The sequence below is a fragment of the Gordonia otitidis genome (assembly GCF_020735545.1).
Lineage (GTDB): Bacteria > Actinomycetota > Actinomycetes > Mycobacteriales > Mycobacteriaceae > Gordonia > Gordonia otitidis.
In genome coordinates, this window is the sequence record NZ_CP085974.1 from 356085 (window position 1) to 378659 (window position 22575).

General features: G+C 65.8%; 15 protein-coding genes and 1 riboswitch. Of the genes, 9 read left to right on the top strand and 6 right to left on the bottom strand.

Annotated elements, in window-relative coordinates:
- Nucleotides 1-5: 5 nt before the first annotated feature.
- Together LK459_RS01590 and LK459_RS01595 are read right to left on the bottom strand one after the other, a co-directional pair.
- Nucleotides 6-857, bottom strand: coding sequence for an SDR family oxidoreductase (locus LK459_RS01590; RefSeq protein WP_227921361.1), 852 nt, complete (start codon nucleotides 855-857; stop codon nucleotides 6-8).
- Nucleotides 858-924: 67 nt separating this feature from the next.
- A complete protein-coding gene (locus LK459_RS01595; protein WP_082933520.1) occupies nucleotides 925-1335 on the bottom strand; it encodes a GlcG/HbpS family heme-binding protein in 411 nt (136 codons plus the stop codon).
- Between the two features lie 222 nt (nucleotides 1336-1557).
- Nucleotides 1558-1756, top strand: a riboswitch (cobalamin riboswitch).
- Between the two features lie 139 nt (nucleotides 1757-1895).
- On the opposite strand from LK459_RS01595, the gene metE reads away from it, so the two are divergent.
- Together metE and LK459_RS01605 are read left to right on the top strand one after the other, a co-directional pair.
- A complete protein-coding gene (gene metE / locus LK459_RS01600; protein ID WP_227921363.1) occupies nucleotides 1896-4220 on the top strand; it encodes a 5-methyltetrahydropteroyltriglutamate--homocysteine S-methyltransferase in 2325 nt (774 codons plus the stop codon).
- Between the two features lie 173 nt (nucleotides 4221-4393).
- Entirely contained in the window at nucleotides 4394-5026 is a 633-nt protein-coding gene (locus tag LK459_RS01605) for a nucleoside/nucleotide kinase family protein (RefSeq protein ID WP_227921365.1), read from the top strand.
- A gap of 105 nt (nucleotides 5027-5131) precedes the next feature.
- Here the strand turns inward: LK459_RS01605 and LK459_RS01610 are convergent, their stop codons facing one another.
- From LK459_RS01610 to prpD, 4 genes are all read right to left on the bottom strand, one after another.
- Nucleotides 5132-8521: a pyruvate carboxylase gene (locus tag LK459_RS01610; RefSeq protein ID WP_227921366.1), complete on the bottom strand. Its 3390-nt coding sequence runs from the start codon at nucleotides 8519-8521 to the stop codon at nucleotides 5132-5134.
- A 130-nt stretch (nucleotides 8522-8651) separates the two neighbouring features.
- Nucleotides 8652-9779 carry a bifunctional 2-methylcitrate synthase/citrate synthase gene (locus LK459_RS01615; RefSeq protein WP_227921368.1) on the bottom strand — a complete coding sequence of 376 codons (1128 nt, stop codon included), beginning with the start codon at nucleotides 9777-9779 and terminating at the stop codon, nucleotides 8652-8654.
- Entirely contained in the window at nucleotides 9776-10726 is a 951-nt protein-coding gene (prpB, locus tag LK459_RS01620) for a methylisocitrate lyase (RefSeq protein WP_227921370.1), read from the bottom strand. The genes LK459_RS01615 and prpB overlap by 4 nt, the downstream gene beginning before the upstream one ends.
- Nucleotides 10726-12237 carry a 2-methylcitrate dehydratase PrpD gene (prpD, locus tag LK459_RS01625; protein WP_227921372.1) on the bottom strand — a complete coding sequence of 504 codons (1512 nt, stop codon included), beginning with the start codon at nucleotides 12235-12237 and terminating at the stop codon, nucleotides 10726-10728. Before prpD ends, prpB begins: the two co-directional genes overlap by 1 nt.
- 118 nt (nucleotides 12238-12355) lie before the next feature.
- Here prpD and LK459_RS01630 point away from each other — a divergent pair, with 118 nt between their 5' ends.
- The 7 genes from LK459_RS01630 (at nucleotide 12356) to mdo (ending at nucleotide 22552) form a co-directional block, all read left to right on the top strand.
- On the top strand, nucleotides 12356-13801 hold the full coding sequence (locus LK459_RS01630) for a short-chain fatty acyl-CoA regulator family protein (RefSeq protein WP_227921374.1): 1446 nt from the start codon (nucleotides 12356-12358) through the stop codon (nucleotides 13799-13801).
- Nucleotides 13802-13895: 94 nt separating this feature from the next.
- Nucleotides 13896-14501: a L,D-transpeptidase gene (locus LK459_RS01635; RefSeq protein ID WP_227921375.1), complete on the top strand. Its 606-nt coding sequence runs from the start codon at nucleotides 13896-13898 to the stop codon at nucleotides 14499-14501.
- Between the two features lie 97 nt (nucleotides 14502-14598).
- On the top strand, nucleotides 14599-15978 hold the full coding sequence (locus LK459_RS01640) for an 8-oxoguanine deaminase (RefSeq protein ID WP_227921377.1): 1380 nt from the start codon (nucleotides 14599-14601) through the stop codon (nucleotides 15976-15978).
- A gap of 31 nt (nucleotides 15979-16009) precedes the next feature.
- Nucleotides 16010-16840: an FAD binding domain-containing protein gene (locus tag LK459_RS01645; RefSeq protein ID WP_039994557.1), complete on the top strand. Its 831-nt coding sequence runs from the start codon at nucleotides 16010-16012 to the stop codon at nucleotides 16838-16840.
- Nucleotides 16837-19620: a molybdopterin-dependent oxidoreductase gene (locus LK459_RS01650; RefSeq protein WP_227921379.1), complete on the top strand. Its 2784-nt coding sequence runs from the start codon at nucleotides 16837-16839 to the stop codon at nucleotides 19618-19620. Before LK459_RS01645 ends, LK459_RS01650 begins: the two co-directional genes overlap by 4 nt.
- 167 nt (nucleotides 19621-19787) lie before the next feature.
- The gene (locus LK459_RS01655) at nucleotides 19788-21065 is read left to right on the top strand and encodes an Nramp family divalent metal transporter (protein ID WP_227921381.1); all 1278 of its coding nucleotides are present in this window, start codon (nucleotides 19788-19790) and stop codon (nucleotides 21063-21065) included.
- Between the two features lie 215 nt (nucleotides 21066-21280).
- The gene (mdo, locus tag LK459_RS01660; RefSeq protein ID WP_005173993.1) at nucleotides 21281-22552 is read left to right on the top strand and encodes an NDMA-dependent methanol dehydrogenase; all 1272 of its coding nucleotides are present in this window, start codon (nucleotides 21281-21283) and stop codon (nucleotides 22550-22552) included.
- Nucleotides 22553-22575: the final 23 nt, after the last annotated feature.

The window sequence follows — 22575 nt, forward strand, 5'->3', positions numbered from 1 at the left end:
TCCTTTCAGGAATTGCCGTCGACCGGCGTGTACGGGGAGATGTCGTAGGCGGTCTGGACCAGTTCGGGACGTTTGCCGTCGTTGAGCGTGCGATCCCACTGCGCCTGTGTCTGTGCCTTGATGTCGTCGACCGTGTGCGCGGGCAACACGTGTCGGTAGTTGGTGTCGGTACCGGTGAGGACGTCGATCGTCACGGTGATGACCTCCTCCGGGTCGAACTGCTCGTGCGGGAAGGCCAGCTTGCTGTAGTCGTAGAGTCGCGTCGACGGGTCGTCGACCCACGACTTCCACTCCTCGAACATCGTGTCGTTGAATCCGGTGAGGAACGGTCCGGGATTGATGGTGGCAACCGTGACTCCGTACTCGGCGAGTTCCTGATCCAACGCATCGGCAAACGCTTCGACGGCGTGCTTCGAGCCCGCGTACGCACCGGTGAACGGGTCGACGGTGAGTCCTGCGACCGACGACATGAATACGATCTTGCCGCCACCCTTGGCCACCATCCGCTTGGCGATCGGCTGCGTCAGCAGGATCGGGCCGAAGACGTTCACCTCGAACTGCCTGCGGAGATTCTCGGCGGGAATGTCGACCGACGAACCGCCCTCGGAGATGCCCGCGTTGTTCAACAGCACGTCGACGTCCCACTGTGCAGCCTTCCGGCGATCGCCCTCATCGGTGACGTCGAGCTTCTCGACACGCAGTTCGACGCCGCGCTTCTTCGCCTCGGCGCGCAGCACGTTCACCTGCGCGATGATCTCGACACCGGCGATCACGTCGTGTCCCTGCTCCGCCATGCGTAGCGCGACCTCTTTTCCGAAGCCGCTTCCGGCACCGGTGATCAGATACGTCGTACTCATCACTTCTCTCCTTCATCGTCGATGACCGGCGGACCGGTCGTCATGTCACACGCCGCTGGATTGCGGCTCACAGTGCGGCCGACGCCTCACGGGCGACCGTCGTGTCCTGTTCACGGGAGCCGCCGCTGACACCGACAGCTCCCACCACCATGCCGTCGACGATCAGTGGGATGCCGCCCGCAAAAACCAGGACGCGGCCGTGACCACTCAACGCCATGCCCCAGAACTGTTCTCCTGGAAGCGAATCGGCGGCGAGATCGCCTGTTGGCGACTGGAAGAACACTGCGGTGTGCGCCTTGTCGATCGAGTGCTCGATACTTCCGAGCTGGGCGTCGTCCATCCGAACGTGAGCGACCAGGTTCCCGCCGTTGTCGACGACGGCGATGTTGCTCGGCGAGCCGATCCGTTCGGCCGCGGCGATCCCCGCGTCGATCATGCGTCGTGCGTCGGAAAGTCCGACCGTTGTCATACTTCGCACTGCTGCCTCCTCAACTGATTGATCGGAGTGCGCCGCTGTCACTGTTCGAGCGCGTATCACCCACGCTAGGCAGACCCTTGACGCCGTGCCTGGTTCTGTCGGAACCAGGCACGGCGTCGGCGACGGGGAATCGCCTCGACGTCGCCCTGCGCTATGCTGCACCCGCAGCTGGTTCGCCCGCCGGGAGTCGCGATGGAGCCCCTCCGTCCCGCGCGCGGCGTCGAATCCGTTCGTCGCGCAGCTGCGCGACCTCGGGTGAGAGGGAATCCGGTGAGAATCCGGAGCTGTCCCGCAGCGGTATGTCGGAACGACCGCCGTCACACGCACTGGGCGCATGCCCGGGAAGCGACGGCCAGTAGGAACATCGCCGATGGCGAGAGTGCCGACAAGCCCGAAGACCTGCCTCCTGTACCGGTCGCGCCGCGACCGGTGGCTCACCGCCTCGTGGACCGGGCGCAGGTCGATCAGCGTTTTGTGATGCCCACGCATCACTCGGGGCTTGTCGACTCTCCCTGCATGGCGGTGAACCGTCCGTATCGAATGCAGGAGTTCACGAACTCATGTCCATCAGCACTCCCGGCACCTCACCCGCCGGCCACACCTCGGGGCCCGTGGCCGCCCCGTTCACCACCACCGTTCCCGGTACACCCCGTATCGGCCCGCGACGCGAGCTCAAGCGGGCGATCGAGGGCTACTGGGCCGGGCGCGTCAGCGCCACCGATCTGGAGCAGACGGCCGCCGACCTGCGACGGGATACCTCAGCACAGTTGGTCGCCGCCGGTTTCGACTCGATCCCGATCAACACCTTCTCCTACTACGACCAGATCCTCGACACCGCTGTGCTCGTGGGTGCCCTACCCGCCCGGTACGACGGCATCGCCGATCCGCTCGACCGCTACTTCGCCGCGGCTCGGGGCACCGGCGAGATCGCACCGCTGGAGATGACGAAGTGGTTCGACACCAATTACCACTACCTCGTCCCCGAGATCGGACCCGACACGACGTTCACGTGCCACCCCGACAAGGTGCTCGCCGAGGTCTCCGAGGCGCACGCGCAAGGGGTCGACGCCCGTCCCGTCGTCATCGGACCGATCACCTTCCTCGCCCTGTCGAAGCCCGTCGACGGCGCTGCGGCACCGCTGTCGCGGATCGACGACGCTGTCGCCGTGTATGTCGAGTTGCTCCGCAGGCTCGCGCAGGCCGGTGTGGGCTGGGTCCAGATCGACGAGCCTGTCCTCGTCACCGATTACGCCGACGACCTCCCCGCCCTCGCCGGCGCTGTGTACTCGACGCTCGCCGACGCCACGAGCCGTCCCGCGATCTTCGTCAACACCTACTTCGGCGATCCCGGGGATTCTCTTGCGGCACTGGCACGTACACCGGTCGAGGCGATCGGTGTCGACCTGGTGGAGGGTTCTGTCGACACCGTCGTCTCGGTACCCGAACTCGCCGACAAACTACTCGTCGCCGGTGTGGTGAACGGACGCAACATCTGGCGGACAGATCTCGACAAGGCGCTCGCCACACTCGGGACATTGCTGGGATCGGCACGGGCGCTTGCGGTCTCGACGTCATGCTCCACTCTGCACGTCCCCTACACCCTCGACGCCGAGACCGGAATCGACGACGATCTGCGCGGCTGGTTGGCGTTCGCGGCACAGAAGTACGACGAGGTCGGGGTGCTCTCCCGCGCGCTACGCAGCGGCCGTGAGTCCGAGGCCGCCGCCTTCGACGCGTCGTCGGCAGCACTGGCGACACGCGAGTCGGATCCCCGCGTCCACGTCGCCGCCGTGCAGGAACGTTTGGCAGCCATCACCGACGACGACGTGACACGCGGTGACGCGACCGAGCGGATCGCCACACAGAATGCGCGCCTGGGCCTCCCGACGTTACCGACGACCACTATCGGCTCCTATCCGCAGACCTCGGCGATCCGTCTCGCGCGGGCAGCACTGCGGTCCGGCGAGATCGACACCGCCGAGTACGAGCGGCGGATGCGCGCCGAGATCGACGACGTCATCGCGTTGCAGGAGAAGATCGGGCTGGACGTGCTCGTGCACGGCGAACCCGAGCGCAACGACATGGTGCAGTACTTCGCCGAACAACTCGACGGCTTCGTCGCCACCGCGAACGGCTGGGTGCAGTCCTACGGCACCCGCTGCGTTCGCCCGCCGATCCTGTACGGCGACGTGGTGCGCACACACCCGATGACCGTCGACTGGATCACCTATGCACAGTCGCTGACGAACAAGCCGGTCAAGGGCATGCTGACGGGACCGGTGACGATTCTGGCGTGGTCGTTCGTTCGCGACGACCAGCCGTTGTCGGTGTCCGCCGACCAGATCGCACTCGCCATCCGTGACGAAACGGTAGATCTGGAGAATGCCGGGATCCACATCATCCAGGTCGATGAGCCTGCACTGCGGGAACTGCTGCCACTGCGTGACGCCGACAAGAGGGCATACCTCGACTGGGCCGTGCGGGCGTTCCGGTTGGCCACGTCGGGCGTGTCCGACACGTCGCAGATCCACACGCACCTCTGCTACTCGGAGTTCGGCGAGGTCATCGGTGCGATCGCAGACCTCGACGCCGACGTCACATCCATCGAAGCCGCCCGCTCGGCGATGGAAGTGCTCGATGACCTCAACGAAGTCGGCTTCTCGAACGGGGTCGGCCCGGGTGTCTACGACATCCATTCACCGCGCGTCCCGGGTACGGCGGAGATCGAGAAGTCGCTCCGCGCAGCACTCACTGCCGTTGGGCCACAACGTCTCTGGGTGAACCCCGACTGTGGACTCAAGACGCGAGCAACGCCCGAGGTCATCGCGTCGCTGACCAACCTGGTCACCGCCGCCGCGACGGTGCGCGGCGACGTCGAGGACTGATAATGCGCTGAATCCGCCCCCGATCCGTCGGGGGCGGATTCTGCGCGCCGATACGGAACGTCACCACGATTCGCCGGTCACCCCGGACGTCGAACTGCAACGTCCACATCGTCGATTCGTACTGGCGGCAAAACCGCCCACTTCCCGACGACGCCACCCGTATCGTCGAACCCATGGTCATCGACGCGCTGGTCCGCGAGATCCTCGACCTCGCGACCAGCCGCTCTCGAGTGGTCGTCGGCTTCACCGGCCCACCGGGAGCGGGTAAGACCACCGTTGCCCGACGAGCTACGCGCGAACTCGCGGAGCGGGTCGGCGATGCTCACGTGGGTTATCTACCGATGGACGGCTTCCACCTCGCGACTCCGATGCTGCGTCTCCTGCACCGCGTCGAGCGTCGCGGCGCTCCGGACACCTTCGACGTCGACGGCTTCGTCGCGACGCTTCGTCGAGCAGCCACGCCTGGAGCCGAGGTGTACACACCCGATTTCGACCACATTCTCGGCGAACCGATCGCAGCGTCGTCGCTCATCGCCACCACAGCGACAATCGTTGTGGTCGAGGGCAACTACCTCGGGTTCGGTGGCGCGTGGGCGCCTGTTCGCGGCATGCTCGACCAGCTCTGGTTCGTAGACCTTCCCGATGCGATCAGACAGCAACGACTCCTCGCCCGGCATGTGGCGACGGGACGGAGCGTCGACGATGCACTCGAATGGATCAGAACAGTCGACGACCCGAACGCCGCCCTGATCCGAACGACCCGTGACCGCTGCGACGGCACACTGGACTCCACAGTGATCGAGTGACCTGCCGGTGCGATCCGTATGACCACTCGCCCGCACAACCGGGCTCAGCGTCATACGGATCTACGCCCGGCCGACATCTCGTCCGGATCGACAGGCCGTTGCGCGTCAACCGATCTCGATGAGCAGATCCCCCGGCGCGACCTGCTGCACCTGCGAGACCGCGACGCGCGCGACCTTGCCGCCGACCGGCGCGGTGATGGTCGCTTCCATCTTCATCGCCTCGATCGTGCCGATCGCCGCGCCCGCCGCGACCTCGTCGCCGACACCCACCGACAGCGAGACCACGCCCGCGAAGGGTGCGCCCACGTGATTCGGGTTGGCCCGATCGGCCCGCTCAGCGGCAGCGACCTTGGAGTCGACGGAGCGATCACGCACCGCAACCGGACGCAACTGCCCGTTGAGCACGCACATCACCGTACGCATGCCCTTCTCGTCGGCTTCGCTGATCGCCTCGAGTCCGATGAGCAGCTCGACGCCCGGTTCGAGTTCGACGCGGTGCTCGTCGCCGTAGCGCAGCCCGTAGAAGAACTGGTTCGCCGACAACCGCGAGGTGTCGCCGTAGGTCTCCTGATGCTCCTCGAATTCTCTTGTCGGGCCGGGGAACAACAGCCTGTTGAGCGTTTCCTGGCGGCCGCGCCCCGCAATGTCGAGAGCCGCGGAGTCGGCGCTGGACAACTCTTCGACCGGTCGCGGTGCCGTGCGACCGGCGAGCGCTCGTGTTCGCAGCGGTTCGGGCCAGCCACCGGCGGGTTCGCCCAATTCGCCGCGGAGGAAACCGATCACCGAGTCGGGGATGTCGTAGGAACCGGGGTTGGCCGCGAAGTCTGCAGGTGCGATGCCCTGACCGACCAACGCGAGTGCCAGGTCACCGACGACCTTCGACGACGGCGTCACCTTGATGAGCCGTCCGAGCATCGCGTCTGCGGCGGCGTACGCCTCCTCGACGGCTTCGAAGCGGTTACCGAGCCCGAGCGCGATGGCCTGCTGACGCAGATTCGACAGCTGCCCGCCCGGGATCTCGTGCGAGTACACCCGGCCGGTCGGTGCGGGAACACCGGATTCGAAGGGGGCGTAAACCTTTCGCACGGCCTCCCAGTACGGTTCCAGATCGCAGACCGCGCCGAGGTCGAGGCCGGTGTCGCGCTCGGTGTGTGCGAAAGCGGCGACGATCGCCGACAGCGGCGGCTGGCTGGTGGTACCTGCCAGCGGCGCCGACGCGCCGTCCACGGCGTCGGCACCGGCGTCGACCGCAGCGAGGTAGGTGGCCAACTGGCCGCCCGCCGTGTCGTGGGTGTGGACGTGGATCGGTAGGTCGAACTCACGCCGCAACGCCGACACCAGCAGTTCCGCCGCCGGTGCGCGCAGCAGGCCTGCCATGTCCTTGATGGCCAACACATGTGCGCCCGCGTCGACGATCTGCGCCGCCAGCCGCAGGTAGTAGTCGAGGGTGTAGAGCTTCTCGTCGGGGTTCGCGAGATCGCCGGTGTAGCTCATCGCCACCTCCGCGACGGCGCGATCGGTCTCCAGCACGGCGTCGATCGCAGGCCGCATCGCGTCAATGTTGTTGAGCGCGTCGAAGATACGGAAGATGTCGATGCCGACGTCGGTGGCCTCGGCCACGAATGCCGTCGTGACCTTCTGCGGATACGGTGTGTAACCGACGGTGTTGGCGCCACGTAGCAACATCTGCAGGCAGATGTTGGGCATCGCCTCACGCAACTGCGCCAACCGATCCCACGGATCTTCCTTGAGGAACCGCAGTGCGACGTCGTAGGTGGCACCACCCCAGCACTCGACCGACAACAGCTCCGGCGTCATGGCCGCCACGTACGGTGCGACCGCGAGCATTCCGCTGGTCCGTACCCGTGTCGCCAACAGCGACTGGTGAGCGTCACGGAACGTGGTGTCGGTGACCCCGACGGCCGACCGCTGACGCAGATCACGAGCGAAACCGGTGGGGCCCAATGTCAGCAGACGTTGACGAGACCCGTCCGGCGGGGAAAGCAGGCGGGAGCGGTCGACGACGGGGAGCTTGTCGCGCGGATACACGGTACTCGGACGCTCTCCATGCGGCTTGTTCACCGTGACGTCGGCGAGATACGACAGGATTCGCGTACCCCGGTCGGCTGATCCACGCGAGGTCAACAGCCACGGACGATCCTCGATGAACGACGTCGTCACGTGTCCTGCGGCGAAGTCCGGATCGTCGAGAACCGCCTGCAGGAACGGGATGTTGGTGGCGACCCCGCGGATGCGGAACTCCGCCAACGCACGACGAGCGCGTCGTACCGCGGTGTCGAAGTCACGCCCCCGACAACTGAGCTTGACCAACATGGAATCGAAATGCCCGCTGATCTCGCCGCCGAGCACCGCGCTGCCGTCCAGACGGATACCGGCACCGCCCGGTGTGCGATACGCCGTGATCCGTCCTACGTCGGGCCGGAATCCGTCGGCGGGGTCCTCGGTCGTGATGCGACACTGCAGGGCAGCGCCCCGAATCGAGATCGATTCCTGGTCGAGGCCCAACTCCTGCAGTGACTGTCCCGACGCGACCCGCATCTGGGCGCCGACGAGATCGACGTCGGTGATCTCCTCGGTCACCGTGTGCTCCACCTGGATGCGCGGATTCATCTCGATAAAGACGTGGTTGCCCTGCTCATCGACAAGGAACTCGACGGTTCCCGCACAGGAGTAGCCGATCTGCCGGGCGAACGCCACGGCATCTGCGCAGATACGTTCGCGCAGTTGCGGATCCAGATTCGGCGCCGGCGCCAACTCGACGACCTTCTGATGCCGTCGCTGCACACTGCAGTCACGCTCGAACAGATGGATGACGTTGCCCCGGGTGTCGGCGAGGATCTGCACCTCGATGTGCCGCGGATTGATCACCGCCTGTTCGAGGAAGACCGTCGGATCACCGAACGCCGTGACGGCCTCCCGCGATGCCGCTGAGATCGCTTCGGCTAGATCCTCACGCCTGGCCACGCGGCGCATGCCGCGGCCGCCACCACCGGCGACCGCCTTGACGAACAGCGGGAACGTCATGTCCGCGCTGGCCGCGACCAACTCGTCGACATCGGCCGAGGGCTCCGACGATGCCAACACCGGCAGGCCCGCAGCCTTCGCCGCCGCGACGGCTTGCGCCTTGTTGCCCGTCAGCTCCAGAACATGAGCAGGTGGTCCGACGAATGTGATGTCGTGTTCGGCACACGCCGCGGCCAACTCGGCATTCTCGGACAGGAACCCGTAACCCGGATAGACAGCGTCGGCGCCCGAATGCAGCGCGGCTCCGATGATCTCGTCGACCGATAGGTACGCCCGTACCGGATGCCCGGGTACCCCGATCTGATACGACTCGTCGGCCTTCAAGCGGTGCAGTGAATTGCGATCCTCATACGGGAAGACCGCGACGGTGCCCGCACCGAGTTCGTATGCAGCGCGAAACGCTCGGATCGCGATCTCACCGCGATTGGCAACCAGGACTTTCTCAAACATCTCGGGTCACAACTTCCATTCGTCGAGGTCACACCGTCAAGGCCGTGTGTGGCCGTGACCCGCAACGGGTCCGGTAACAATCGTCGCGGTCCAACATATCCTAAAGTGAGGTCGTTGTATCACTTTTGTCTCACGATGTGAGCTCGCGCTGCTCTGGACCGGTGTATCCGCTCAGCGGGCGAATCAACGCGTTCGACGCAGCTTGTTCCATGATGTGCGCAGTCCACCCCGTGATGCGGCTCATCACGAATATCGGGGTGAACGACCCGATGTCGAATCCCATCAGGTGGTAGGCGGGTCCGGTCGGAAAGTCGAGGTTGGGCAGGATTCCGGTTCGGTCGGCCATGAGGTGCTCGAGTTCGCCGTAGATCCGCACCCACCGGTCATCGCCGAGATGCTCGGACACCTCCACGAGCGCGTCGCGCATCGTCGGGACCCGCGAGTCCCCATTCTTGTACACGCGGTGACCGAACCCCATCACCTTGTCCTTGTTCGCGAGCTTGCCCTCGAGCCAGCCTCGTGCACGCTCAGGGCGATCGATCTCGATCATGTCGTACATGACGGCCTCATTGGCGCCGCCGTGCAGTGACCCCTTCAGTGCGCCGATGGCCGCGGTGACCGCGCTGTAGATGTCCGACTGCGTCGAGGTCACCACGCGGGCCGCGAAGGTCGAGGCATTGAAGCTGTGCTCGGCGTAGAGCACCATCGACTTCTCGAATGCCCGAACGATGACCGGATCGGGAAGCTCGCCGAAGCACATCGTCAGAAAGTTCTCGGCGTAGCCGAGCGCGTGATGTGGTCCGATCGGGTCGAGGCCACGTCGTCGACGCATGTCCGCGGCGACGATCGTCGGCAGTACGGCGAACATCCGCAGCGATTTGTCGAAGTTTGCAGTCGGATTGGCGTCGTCCTCGTCCGGGTCTTCGGTGCCGAGGTAGCTGATCGCCGTCCGTACGACGTCCATCGGGTGGCAGTTCTCCGGGATTCGGGCGAGAACGGCCTGGGCCGAACGGTCGAGCCGACGGCTCGCGCGCTCCCGCTGGGTGAACGCCGCCAACTCGTTGTCGGTCGGCAGCTCACCGTGCCACAGGAGGTAGGCGACCTGTTCGAAACTGCAGTGCGCAGCCAAATCCTGCACCGCGTATCCACGGTAGGTCAACGAGTTGGTCTCGGGGACCACCTTGGAGATCGCGGTGGTGTCGACGACGACGCCTGCGAGCCCTTTGTGAATGGTCTGGTCAACCGATGGTGCGCTCATGACATTGTCTCCGTAATTGTCTCGCCGGGCAGTCGGAAGGTGAAGAGTTCGGAATCGAAGTCGTTGTAGTCGGCGTAGCGGAGCAGCTCATACAGGCGGCTGCGATGCTGCATGCCGTCGAGAAGACCGACTTGCGTTCCCGCCGTTGCCAATTCGCGCAATCCCACTTCCACCGCGCCCATCGCGATTCGCAACGTGGTGACGGGATAGATGACGGCGTTGTATCCGACGTCGGAGAGCTGTCGGGCGGTGAGGAGTTCGGACTTGCCGAACTCGGTCATGTTGGCGAGCAACGGAACGTCCACCGCGGCGCGAAACGCCTCGAACTCCGACAGATCACGCAGCGCCTCGGTGAAGATGAGATCGGCACCCGCGTCGGCGTAGGCCCTGGCGCGGTCGATCGCGGCGTCGAGTCCCTCGATCGCCCGTGCGTCGGTGCGCGCACAGATCACGAAGTTCTCGTCACGGCGCGCAGACACGGCCGCGGCGAGGCGCTTGAGCATATCCGCCGTGGGCACAACGTCCTTGCCGTCGAGGTGGCCGCACCGCTTCGGGTTGACCTGATCCTCGAGGTGGCATCCGGACAACCCCGCGTCCTCGAGCGCTGCGACCGTCCGCGCCGCGCTCATCGGTTCACCGAAGCCGGTGTCGGCGTCGACGAGAGTGGGCAGATCCGTCGCACGTGCGATCTGCCCGCCCCGGCCAGCCACCTCGCTGAGGGTGGTCAGTCCGATGTCGGGCAGTCCGATATCTGCCGACAGGACGGCACCCGAGACGTAGACACCCTCGAAACCCACATCGGCAATGAGCTTGGCCGCCAGCGGTGAGAACGCGCCCGGCCACCGCTGCAGTTCGCCGCAGGCGAGACCGGTTCGCAGTGCGCGACGTTTGTCGGATGCCGACACCGCCGAGGAGAACAATCCTGCTGTCGTGTTGGTCGCGGACATCAGAAGATCCCCGACCCGATGGTGGGCGCCTTGTCGAGAACCACGGGCAGCACTCTGGGAACCAGGGCGTCGAGGCCATCCGAGCCGAGCTCGGCGAGCCCCCGGGCTGCGGTCAGGAAGCGCTGCTGGTCGGCTACGTCGATGACGCCGTCGGCCATGGTGGCGAACTTCGCTTCGTACTGCGCACGCGCGAAGGGACGCGCACCGAGCGGATGGGCGTCGGCGACGGCGAGTTCGTCGGTGATCACCTCGCCGCTGCGCAGCGTGACGACCGCCTTGGCGCCGAACGCCTTCTCGGCAGGGTCGGTCGAGTGGTAGCGCCGCGTCCACTCCGGGTCTTCGACGGTGGAGATCTTGCGCCACAGTTCGATGGTGTCGGGACGGTTGGCGCGCTCCGGCGCATACGAGGACTCGTGGTGCCAGGTGCCGTCCTGCAGCGCCACGGCGAAGATGTACATGACCGAGTGGTCGAGCGTTTCCCGGCTCGCGGAGGGATCGAATTTCTGCGGGTCGTTCGAGCCGGTGCCGATCACCACGTGGGTGTGGTGACTGGTGTGCAACACGATCGATTCGATGTCGTCGATATTCGCGATCCGCTCGCGCATTCGGCGCGCGAGGTCGATCGGCGCCTGACTCTGGTATTCGGCCGAGTGCTCCTTGGTGTAGCTGTCGAGGATCGCGCGCTTGGCCTCGCCGGGACCGGGTAGCGGGATCTCGTAGACCTTGTCGGCTCCACCGAGCATCCACGCGATCACACCGTCCTCGCCCTCCCATATCGGTGCGGGCGAGCCCTCCCCGCGCATCGCCCGGTCCACGGCCTCGATGGCGATCTTCCCCGCGTGGGCCGGCGCGTACGCCTTCCAACTCGAGATCAGTCCCTTTCGGGACTGTCGGGTGGCGGTGGTGAGGTGCAGCGCCTGACCGACCGCCTGGTAGATGGTCTCGGCGTCGAGGTGCAGCATGGTACCCAGTCCCGCGGCGACCGAAGGTCCGAGATGGGCGACGTGGTCGATCTTGTGCTCGTGCAACGACATTCCGCGGACGAGGTCGATCTGGATCTCGTATGCGGTGGCCAGGCCGCGGATCAGATCGGCGCCGGTCGCGCCCACATGCTGGGCGACAGCGACCAGCGGTGGGATGTTGTCGCCGGGATGTGAGTACTCCGCTGCCAGGAACGTGTCGTGGAAGTCGAGCTCACGAACGGCGACTCCATTGGCCCACGCGGCCCACTCGGGCGAGTACGAACCCCCGACCCCGAACACCCCGGCACCGTTCTTTCGGGCTGCCTGTGGGTGAGCGAGTGCTTGCGCACGCGCGGTTGTCACAGGCCGTCGGATCACCGACGCCGCGCTGACCGCAGCGTTGTCGATGATGCGGTTGATCACCATGTCCGTCGTGTCGACCGGTACCTCGACCGGGTCGGCGGCGACCTCGGCGATCTTCTGAGCGAGGTGCTCAGACTGCGGAAAAGTCTCCGCGCTGCGATGGGTACGCACGTTGTGAATGATCATGTTCGCACCGTACGCAGAAGGGGTTCACCCTCGAAAGTGCTGGACAGTGCGTATTTTTGCGGACTCTTGGTCCGAATTTTGCAAAGGTTGCGGATGGCGATGGCGCTACACTCCCGAGATGGCTGCTTCGACATCGAGACGACTGCTGGTCGGCGCTCGCCTGCGACGTCTCCGCGACGAGCACGGGCTGTCGCAGGCAGCGCTGGCACGCCGGATCGACAAGTCCACCAGCTACGTCAACCAACTCGAGAACGACCAACGCCCCATCACGGTCTCGGTCCTGCTCGCGCTCACCCACGAGTTCGATCTCGACGCCGACTACTTCGCCGCGGACACCGACGCGCGACTCGTCGCCGACCTCGCCGAAGCGCTGTACACGCATCCTGATGCCGGCGACGTCACGCGCGCGGAGATCACCGAGCTCGTCTCCAGGATGCCCGCGGTCGGCCGCACGATCTCGACGCTGCACCGCCGCCTCGCCGCGGCCGAATCCGAGCTCGAGACCTACCGGGGCAGCGCCTCGCACTCCGACGGCGCGTCGTCGATCCCGATGCCGTTCGAGGAGGTTCGCGACTTCTTCTATGACCGCAAGAACTACATCGACGTCCTCGACCGTGCCGCCGAGGACATGTTCGATCGGCACCACCTACACATCGGGGGCCTCGACCTCCAATTGGCGACACTCCTATCGCGCGAACACGGCATCTCGGTGTCGATCGCGCACGACGACGATCCCGCCGGGGCCGCGCGTCAACCCAAACGCGTCTACGACCCCGCGCAGCGTGTCGTCCATCTCGCCGGTCGACTCACGTCGGGGCAGCGTGCCTTCCAGCTCGCGACGCAACTGGCACTGATCACGCAAGGCGACGTGGTCGACGCGGTCATCGCCGAGGCGACGGAACTCAGCAAGGAGTCGCAGTCTGTCGCCCGGATCGGCCTGGCCAACTACTTCGCCGGCGCATTGTTGCTGCCGTACGGGCGTTTCCGCGCAGCTGCGGAGGATGCGCGGTACGACATCGAATTGCTCTGTGTCGGGTTCGACGTCGGTTTCGAGACCGTGTGCCATCGGTTGTCGACGCTGCAGCGCCAGGGACACCGGGGCATACCGTTCATCTTCGTGCGGACCGACCGAGCCGGGAACATCTCGAAACGGCAGTCCGCCACAGCGTTTCACTTCTCGAGGGCTGGCGGGAGTTGCCCGCTGTGGGTCGTTCACGACGCCTTCGCGTCTCCCGGCCGCATAGTCACCCAGGTCTCGCAGATGCCCGACGGCAGGTCGTACTTCTGGCTGGCACGCAGCACCGACGAGGGACAGGGTTATCTCACGCAGCACAAGTCCTTCGCGATCGGACTCGGCTGTGACCTCGCACACGCCGACCGCCTGATCTACTCCACAGGTGTCGACCTCGCCGACGACCGTCGAACCGTGCCGATCGGCGCCGGATGCAAGGTGTGCCCGAGATCCGCGTGTCCACAGCGGGCGTTTCCCCAGATCGGCCGACCGATCGACGTCGATGTGACCGTGAGCGATTCCATTCCGTACCGTCCTGCGCGCGGCCGGTGACCTCCCCGAGCACGCCCGCTACCCACGCACCCGGTGTCTGCACCGACACGGGTAGGAACTGCCTCTCGTCCGGTCTGCGGTAACGTCGGACGAAATGATATCGGTTGCCAAGAAGCAGGGTCGTGGTCACACGACGAGGTCGCTCGTGCTCGGATACGCGTGGCCCGCTCTCGCGGCGGTAGCGGTGCTGGCCGTCACGATCGCCACGATCACCGGCCTCACGCAGCGTTCGTCCGCGTCGGCCGAGTCGGCACAGCATCCGAAACCCTTGCCGGTCGTCGCCGCACCTGCTCCTCCCCTGCCGTCATGTCCCGCGAACGCGACGGGTAAGGCGATCGTCGTCGGCCTCGCGTCGCAACACATGGCCCTCTGCGAGGACGGACGTCAGATTTCCGACGTGCCCGTCACCACCGGAAGCGTCGACCGCGGTGCAGGTACCCCGCTCGGAACCTGGCAGATCGAGAGTCACGACGTCGACCGCACGCTGAGTGGACCGGGATACACGGTCTTCGTGCACTACTGGCTGCATCTCTTCGGCGACATCGGCTTCCACGACTCGCCCTGGCAGAAGTTCCCCTACGGCGACACCACGAAGTACAGGACGCAGGGTTCCGAGGGCTGCATCCATGTGCCCGGCGACCAGATCAAGCACCTCTACGACTGGGCGGGCGACGGCACACCGGTCACCATCACCGCCTGATCCCGGCGGCCACCCGGCGCACGTAACCGACACCACAGGGGTGCGCGGCCGGGCACCCCGACATGCCGCGCAGGCCCATTCGTCGTAGCGTGTCGCTGTGCCCTCAGCAACACTCATCGAGAACGCCGCCGTCGTGACCGTCGACCCGCGGCGGCGGGAACTGTTGCGGGCATCGGTACTGTTCGAGGGCACTACGATCACCGCGATCATCGACGACGAGGTCGCTGCACCACCACTTCCGGCCGACGTCGCCCGAATCGACGGCTCGGGCTGCGTCCTGACACCCGGCCTGATCAACACCCACCACCACCTCTATCAGTGGATCACCCGCGGGCTCGCCGCCGATCACACACTGTTCGAATGGCTCACCACGCTGTACCCGATCTGGGCGGGTATCGACGAGAACGCCGTGCACACCGCAGCTCTCGGTGGCCTCTCGCAGCTGGCACTGTCGGGATGCACGACGACAACCGACCACCACTATGTGTTCCCCCGCGAAGGAGGCGACCTCCTCGGCGCGGAGATCGAGGCGGCCCGCACCACCGGTCTGCGCTTCCACCCCACACGCGGCTCGATGGATCTGTCCGAGAAGGACGGCGGACTCCCCCCGGACACGGTGGTGCAGGGTATCGACGAGATCCTCGCCGCGAGTTCCGATGCCGTTACCCGCTGGCACGATCCGGCACCGGAGTCGATGCTGCGCATCGCACTCGCACCGTGCTCACCCTTCTCGGTCACCACCGACCTGCTGCGCGAATCCGCGGCTCTCGCGCGGGAACTCGGCGTGCGCCTGCACACACACCTCGCCGAGTCAGTCGACGAGAACATCTACTGTGACGAGCATTTCGGCTGCACCCCACTGCAATACATGGAATCGGTCGGCTGGATCGGCGACGACGTATGGTTCGCCCACGGCATCGAGTTCGCCGACGACGAGATCGTCCGACTCGCCGCGACGTCAACCGGTGTGGCCCACTGCCCCACCTCCAACGCCCGACTGGGCAATCGCATCTGCCGCACCCGTGATCTTGTCGACGCCGGGGTACCCGTCGGTCTCGGCGTCGACGGCGCGGCGTCGAACGAATCCGCTCGACTGCTCGAGGAAGCACACCAGGCTGTGCTGATGGCCCGCGCCAGGGGTGGCCCCACCGCATTGACCACGCGTACGGCGATCGAGCTGGCCACCATCGGCGGGGCACGAATATTGGGACGCGACAAGGAGATCGGCTCGATCGAGGTCGGCAAACTCGCCGATCTGGTCCTCTGGGATCTGAGCAGGCTCGCACACGCCGACATCGATGACCCGATCGCGGCCCTGGTACTCGGCGCCATTCCACCGATCAGGGCATCCTGGGTCAACGGGGCCCAAGTCGTCGCCGATGCCGAGATGCTGACCGTCGACACAGACGCAGTCGCCGCCGACTGCGCTCATGAGCACCGTCGGCTCCTCGACAAGGCGACCGGAGTGCACTCATGATCACTGCGAGCAGTACAGCTTGGTGGATCTGATGGATCTACACACCATCTCGACCTACCGTTACGCACACGATCGCGACGACCTCCGACTCGCCGACGGCGAACGCATCGTCGCGGGTGGCACCTGGTTCTTCTCCGAGCCCCAGGTGGCCTCGACCGGCGTCGTGGACATCAGCAGGATCGGTTGGAAACCGTTCGAGGACCTTCCCGACGGCGGTCTGCGGATTGCGGCGACGGCGACGGTGGCCCAGCTCGCCGAATTGCCCGCACAACGTGGCTGGCATGCCCACCCGCTGCTGTTCCAATGCGCCACAGCGCTTCTCGCTTCCTTCAAGATCTGGAACGTGGCAACAGTCGGCGGTAACATCTGCCGATCGTTCGCGGCCGCCTCGATGGTGTCACTCGCGTCGGGCCTCGACGGACGGGCACTCGTCTGGCGTGCCGACGGCACCGACTACACCGTCCCCGTCGCCGAACTGGTGACCGGCAACGGCACCAACACATTGGGCGACGGAGACGTGTTACGCGCGATCGACATCCCCGGCTACGCACTGCGCGCCCGAACGGGTTTCCGCAAGATCGCACTCGCGGAGCTCGGCCGGTCCGGAGCGGTGATCACCGGCCGGCACGACGAGGACGACACAGCTGTCTTCGGTATCACCGCCGCAACCCTCTGGCCGACGGTACTGCGCTACGAGGGATTACCCGACGCCGACCGCCTGCGGGCCGACATCTGGGCGGCCGACGGCTACTACACCGACCCGCTCGGTGCCGCCGACTGGCGACGCAGCGTGTCGGCAACTCTGGCAGAACAGATCCGTGTCGAGCTCTCACGCTCGACGAAAGACAATGGTGCGCGGTGAAATTCGAGATCAACGGCGATGCCGTGGAAGCCCAGCCCGCCGCGGGACAGTGCCTGCGGACGTTCCTGCGCGAGCAGGCACATTTCGAGGTCAAGAAGGGGTGCGACGCGGGTGACTGCGGTGCGTGTTCGGTCTTGGTCGACGGTAAGCCGGTGCACTCGTGCATCTTCCCGGCACAGCGTGTCGACGGTCGCTCCGTCACGACGGTATCCGGTCTCGGAACCGTCGACGACCTCCATCCCATGCAACAGGCGTTCGTCGACAACTTCGGGTTCCAGTGTGGTTTCTGCACCGCGGGGATGATCGTCACCGCGTCGACCCTCGACCCGCAGACAGTCGCCGACACCGACGAACTGCAGCGCACCATGAAGGGAAACCTCTGCCGCTGCACCGGATATCGCGCGATACGCCAGGCCATTCGGCAGGGAGCCTCCCCTGCGATCTCGCCGTCCTCGACGCCTGCTGGTCGAGCGGACACCGCTGACGGGTGCGGTGGCCAGACCATCCCCGCGGTCGGCAGCTCACTCGCCCCGCCGGCGGCACGTCGTGTGGTCACCGGCAACGAGCCGTACACCTTCGACGTCGCGGTCCCCGGCATGCGTTACCTGCGCGTCCTGACCTCTCCGCACCCGCATGCCAAGATCCTCTCGATCGACACCTCGGCGGCCGAGGCCCTGCCCGGCGTCGCGCTGGTCCTCACCCATGAGAACGTCAGCACGCGACGGTTCTCCACCGCGCGACACGAATCCCGCGCCGACGACCCCGACGACACGCTGGTCCTCGACTCCGTGGTGCGGTTCGTCGGTCAGCGGGTTGCCGCGGTCGTCGCCGACACCGCCGGAATCGCCGAGGAGGCGTGCCGACTCATCGACGTCGAGTACGAGATCATGCCGGGCGTCTTCGATCCGGAGGAGGCCAGGAGTTCCGGCGCGCCGCTCGTCCATCCAGACCGCACTCCCGAGGACCGGGTGTTCGAGGCCGGCCGCAACGTCATCTCCTCGTTCCACGAGGGCTTCGGCGGTGATGTGGATTCCGCACTCGCCGACTCCCCGGTGACCGTCGGCGGAACGTGGCGCACCGCGCGGATATCGCATGCGCAGTTGGAAACACATGGCTCCATCGGCTGGCTCGACGACGACGGTCGCCTGGTGATCCGCACCAGCACCCAGGTTCCGTTCCTTGTTCGCGACGAACTGGCGTTGCTGCTCGAACTACCGCCGGAACAGATCCGGGTGTTCAGTGCGCGCGTCGGCGGCGGCTTCGGCGGCAAGCAGGAACTGCTCACCGAAGACCTCGTCGCGATCGCGGTTCTACGCACCGGCGCGCCGGTCGGTTACGAGATGACCCGCACCGACGAGATGACCCGCACCACGTACCGTCATCCCTTCCGCGTCGCGGTCGACCTCGGCGCCGATGACGACGGCCGGCTCCGTGCGATGAAGGTCGACGTCCTCTCCGACACCGGCGCCTACGGCAATCACTCGATGGGGGTGATGTTCCACGCCTGCGCCGAATCGGTGTCGGTGTACAACTGCCCGGTCAAGCGCATCGACGCCGAGGTCGTCTACACCAACAACCCGCCGTCCGGCGCGTTCCGCGGTTACGGGCTCGGGCAGGTGATCCTGGCGGTCGAGTCCGCGATGGACGAACTGGCCCTCGCGCTCGACATCGACCCCTTCGAACTACGCCGGATCAACGCGGTCCGCGACGGCGACCCGCTCCTGATCGCACACCCGGAACCGGAGGACGACCTCGTCTACGGCAGTTACGGCCTCGACCAGTGTCTCGACCTCGCCCAGAATGCGCTGGCGAAGGGGAACGGAGCGGCTGTGCCGCAAGGGGATTCGTGGCGTGTGGGCGAGGGCATGGCCATCGCCGCCATCGCGACCATGGCACCGCGTGGACATTTCTCCACGGTCGAGGTGAGTGTCGGCGTCGACGGCCGATATCACGTCGGGGTCGGCACGGCGGAGTTCGGCAACGGCACGACGACGGTCCTCACGCAGATCGTCGCAGAGGCGGTGGGCACCGATCCGTCGCGCATCGTGTTGCACCACGGCGACACCGACGCGGCGGTGTACGACACCGGCGCGTTCGCTTCTGCAGGAATCACAGTGGCGGGCAAGGCGACCCACGGTGCCGCTCTTGCGCTACGCACTCTGCTGCTCGACGCCGCGTCCTCGATCACCGCAACCTCTCCCGACGCCGTCCGGCTGGTACCCGACGGTGCACTGGTCGGCGAAAGACTCGTCGGTTTCGGCGAACTCATCGCAGCCGTCGATCCCGCTCATCGTGTCGGGGACCGTATCGCCGCCAGCGGGTCGGAGAGCGGTGCACTGCGGTCGATCGCGTTCAACGTGCACGCATTTCGCGTTGCAGTGGACACCGCCACCGGCACAGTCCGCATACTGCAGTCGGTCCAGGCCGCCGACGCCGGCACGGTCATGAATCCGCAACAGTGCCGCGGACAGGTGGAGGGCGGTGTGGCCCAGGCGATCGGATCGTCGCTGTACGAAGAGATCATGCTCGACGGCAAGGGCGTGCCGCTCATCCCGGTGTTCCGCACCTACCGGGTGCCGCAGATGGCCGATGTCCCCGAGACCGAGGTCTACTTCGCCGATACGTCCGACGACCTCGGTCCCTACGGCGCGAAGTCGATGAGTGAGTCGCCCTACAACCCAGTGGCACCGGCTCTGGCCAACGCGATCAGACGGGCCGTCGGCTGTCGGCCCTACGAGCTGCCGATGTCGAGGGATCGGGTGTGGCGCCTCCTCCAGTGACCATCGGCGCCCCACACGCGGCCCGAGCATGTGAACGCGGCTGGTGCACCAGCCGCGTCTGCCAACTCAAGCCGCGTCTGGGATGGCACTGGTACCGGGTTTCGGTGACCCGAACTTTTTGATTCGCGTCGGTTGAACTCGACGCCGAGCTGTGCGAGATTGGTCAGGTGAGCACGGTCGAAGAACGTGAGCAACCCGGGTCGCCGACAACCCGTGGCCGCGTACGTCGTCCGCGCACACTGCTGCGGAACGTCGCTCTACTGGGCCCCGCATTCGTGGCCGCCATCGCCTACGTCGATCCCGGCAATGTCGCCGCCAACATCACAGCGGGTTCCCGCTACGGGTTCCTGCTGGTCTGGGTCCTGGTCCTGGCCAACGTGATCGCAATGCTGATCCAATACCAGTCAGCGAAACTCGGAATCGTCACCGGCAAGGGACTCCCCGCGCTCATCGGTGAGCGCATGGGCCGCCGATCCCGGTTGGCCTTCTGGATACAGGCCGAGGCCGTCGCGGTCGCCACAGATCTCGCGGAGGTTCTCGGCGGGGCGATCGCGTTGAACCTCCTGTTCGGACTCCCACTCGTTCTCGGCGGAGTGATCGTCGGCGTGGTATCGCTGCTGATACTGCTGCTGCAGAACCCGCGTCAGCAGCATGTCTTCGAGCGGGTCATCCTGGGGATGCTCGCGATCATCGTGGTCGGGTTCCTGGCCGGGCTCGTTGTGGAACCCCCGCCTCCGGGAGAGGTTCTCGGCGGACTCGTGCCACGGTTACAGGGGCCCGAGACGGTCCTGCTCGCCGCGTCCATGCTCGGCGCCACCGTCATGCCACACGCGATCTACGTGCACTCCTCGCTGGTCGTCGATCGACACGGAATCAGTACCAGCCCCTCGCGGACCCGACGCCTCATCAGGGTGACACGGTGGGATGTCGTGATCGCCCTGATCGTCGCGGGAGCGGTCAACATCGCGCTACTGCTGCTCGCGGCCACCAACCTTCGCGGCAAAGAGGGCACCGACACCATCGAAGGGGCCTACGATGCGGTGCGCGACTCGCTCGGCCCCTCGGTCGCAACGATATTCGCCATCGGGCTGTTGGCGAGCGGCCTCGCCGCGACGTCGGTCGGGTCGTCGGCGGGTTCGGCGATCATGGATGGGCTGCTGCACATCCGGATACCTCTCGTGCTCCGCAGACTCGTCACACTCGTCCCGGCGCTGGTGGTCCTCGGAGTCGGGGTCGATCCGACCTGGGCACTGGTCATCAGTCAGGTGGTGTTGAGCTTCGGAATCCCGTTCGCGATCATCCCGTTGGGCCGCCTCACCGCCGACCGTCGACTCATGGGCGACTACGCCGACGGGTGGCCGCTCCGCATTGCCGCAACGGCTTCGTCGATCCTCATCGTCGTGCTCAATCTGGCTCTGATCGTGCTGATATTCACCGGGGCCTGACATCTCGGAACCCGCGTTGGGTGCACCACTGTTCATGGCGAGGGGCGTTCATTTTCCACGATCCCGACGCCACCTCGTCCCTGTCCGGATGGACAGGGTCACCCCTCGACCGACAGTCTGATCATCTTTTCATCTGAGCAGGTGATCTTGTATGTGCGTGACGTCGACCACACAGTGGAACAGGACACACCGTCACGTCATTAGGAGATCGCCACATGGCCATCGAGCTGAACCAGATCTGGGACTTCCCGATCAAGGACTTCCACCCGTTCCCGAACGCCAAGCTGGGCGTCGGCGCGCACGACATGCTCGGCGTCGAAGCCAAGGACCTCGGCATGACACGCGTGCTGCTCATGACGACGGGCCTGCGCGGGTCGGGCATCATCGAGGAACTCAAGGGAAAGATCGAGTACCAGGGTGTCGACGTCGTGCTCTACGACAAGGTCGAGTCGAACCCCAAGGATTACAACTGTATGGACGCGGCCGCGCTCTATCAGTCGGAGAAGTGCGACGGCATCATCTCGGTCGGCGGCGGCTCGAGCCACGACGCGGCCAAGGGCGCCCGCATGGTGATCGCGCACGACGGCCGCAACATCAACGAGTTCGAGGGCTTCTCCAAGGCGACCAACAAGGAGAATCCCAAGCACATCGCCGTATCCACCACCGCGGGAACCGGTTCGGAGACGTCGTGGGCCTACGTCATCACCGACACGTCGGACATGAACAAGCCGCACAAGTGGGTGGCCTTCGACGACACCTGCCTCGTCGACCTCGCCATGGACGATCCGCTGCTCTACTACAGCTGCCCCGAGCACTTCACCGCGTTCTGCGGCTTCGATGTGCTCGCGCACGCATCCGAGCCGTACGTGTCGCGGCTGGACTTCGCGCCGTCATTGGGCAATGCCAAGTACGCGATCGAACTGATCCGCGATCACCTGCGCACCGCCGTGTACGAGCCGCGCAATCTCGAAGCCCGCACCGGCATGATGAACGCGCAATACATTGCGGCACAAGCATTCAACTCCGGCGGCCTCGGTCTCATCCACTCGTTGTCGCACGCCGTCAGCGCGTTCTACGACAGCCACCACGGCCTGAACAACGCGATCGCCCTACCGCGCGTCTGGGAGTACAACCTGCCCAGCCGGTACGAGCGCTATGCCGACATGGCCGCCCTGTTGGGTATCGACACCACCAACATGTCGACCGTCCAGGCCGCCGATGCCGCTGTCGAAGAAGCCATCCGACTTTCCAAGGATCTCGGCATCCCGGACAACTTCGGCCAGGTCACCGTCAACAGTTACGAGAAGAACCGGATGAACACGGGTAAGTACGAGGGTCGCGGAGAGACCATGGACACCTCGGACAAGCAGATCCGGGCGATCGCCGAGCACATGATGGATGACTGGTGCACACCGGCGAATCCGCGCGAATGCTCCGTCGAATCACTCATCCCGATGGTGAGCCACGCCATGACCGGCACGTACTGATGGGCACGTACTGATGGGCGCTG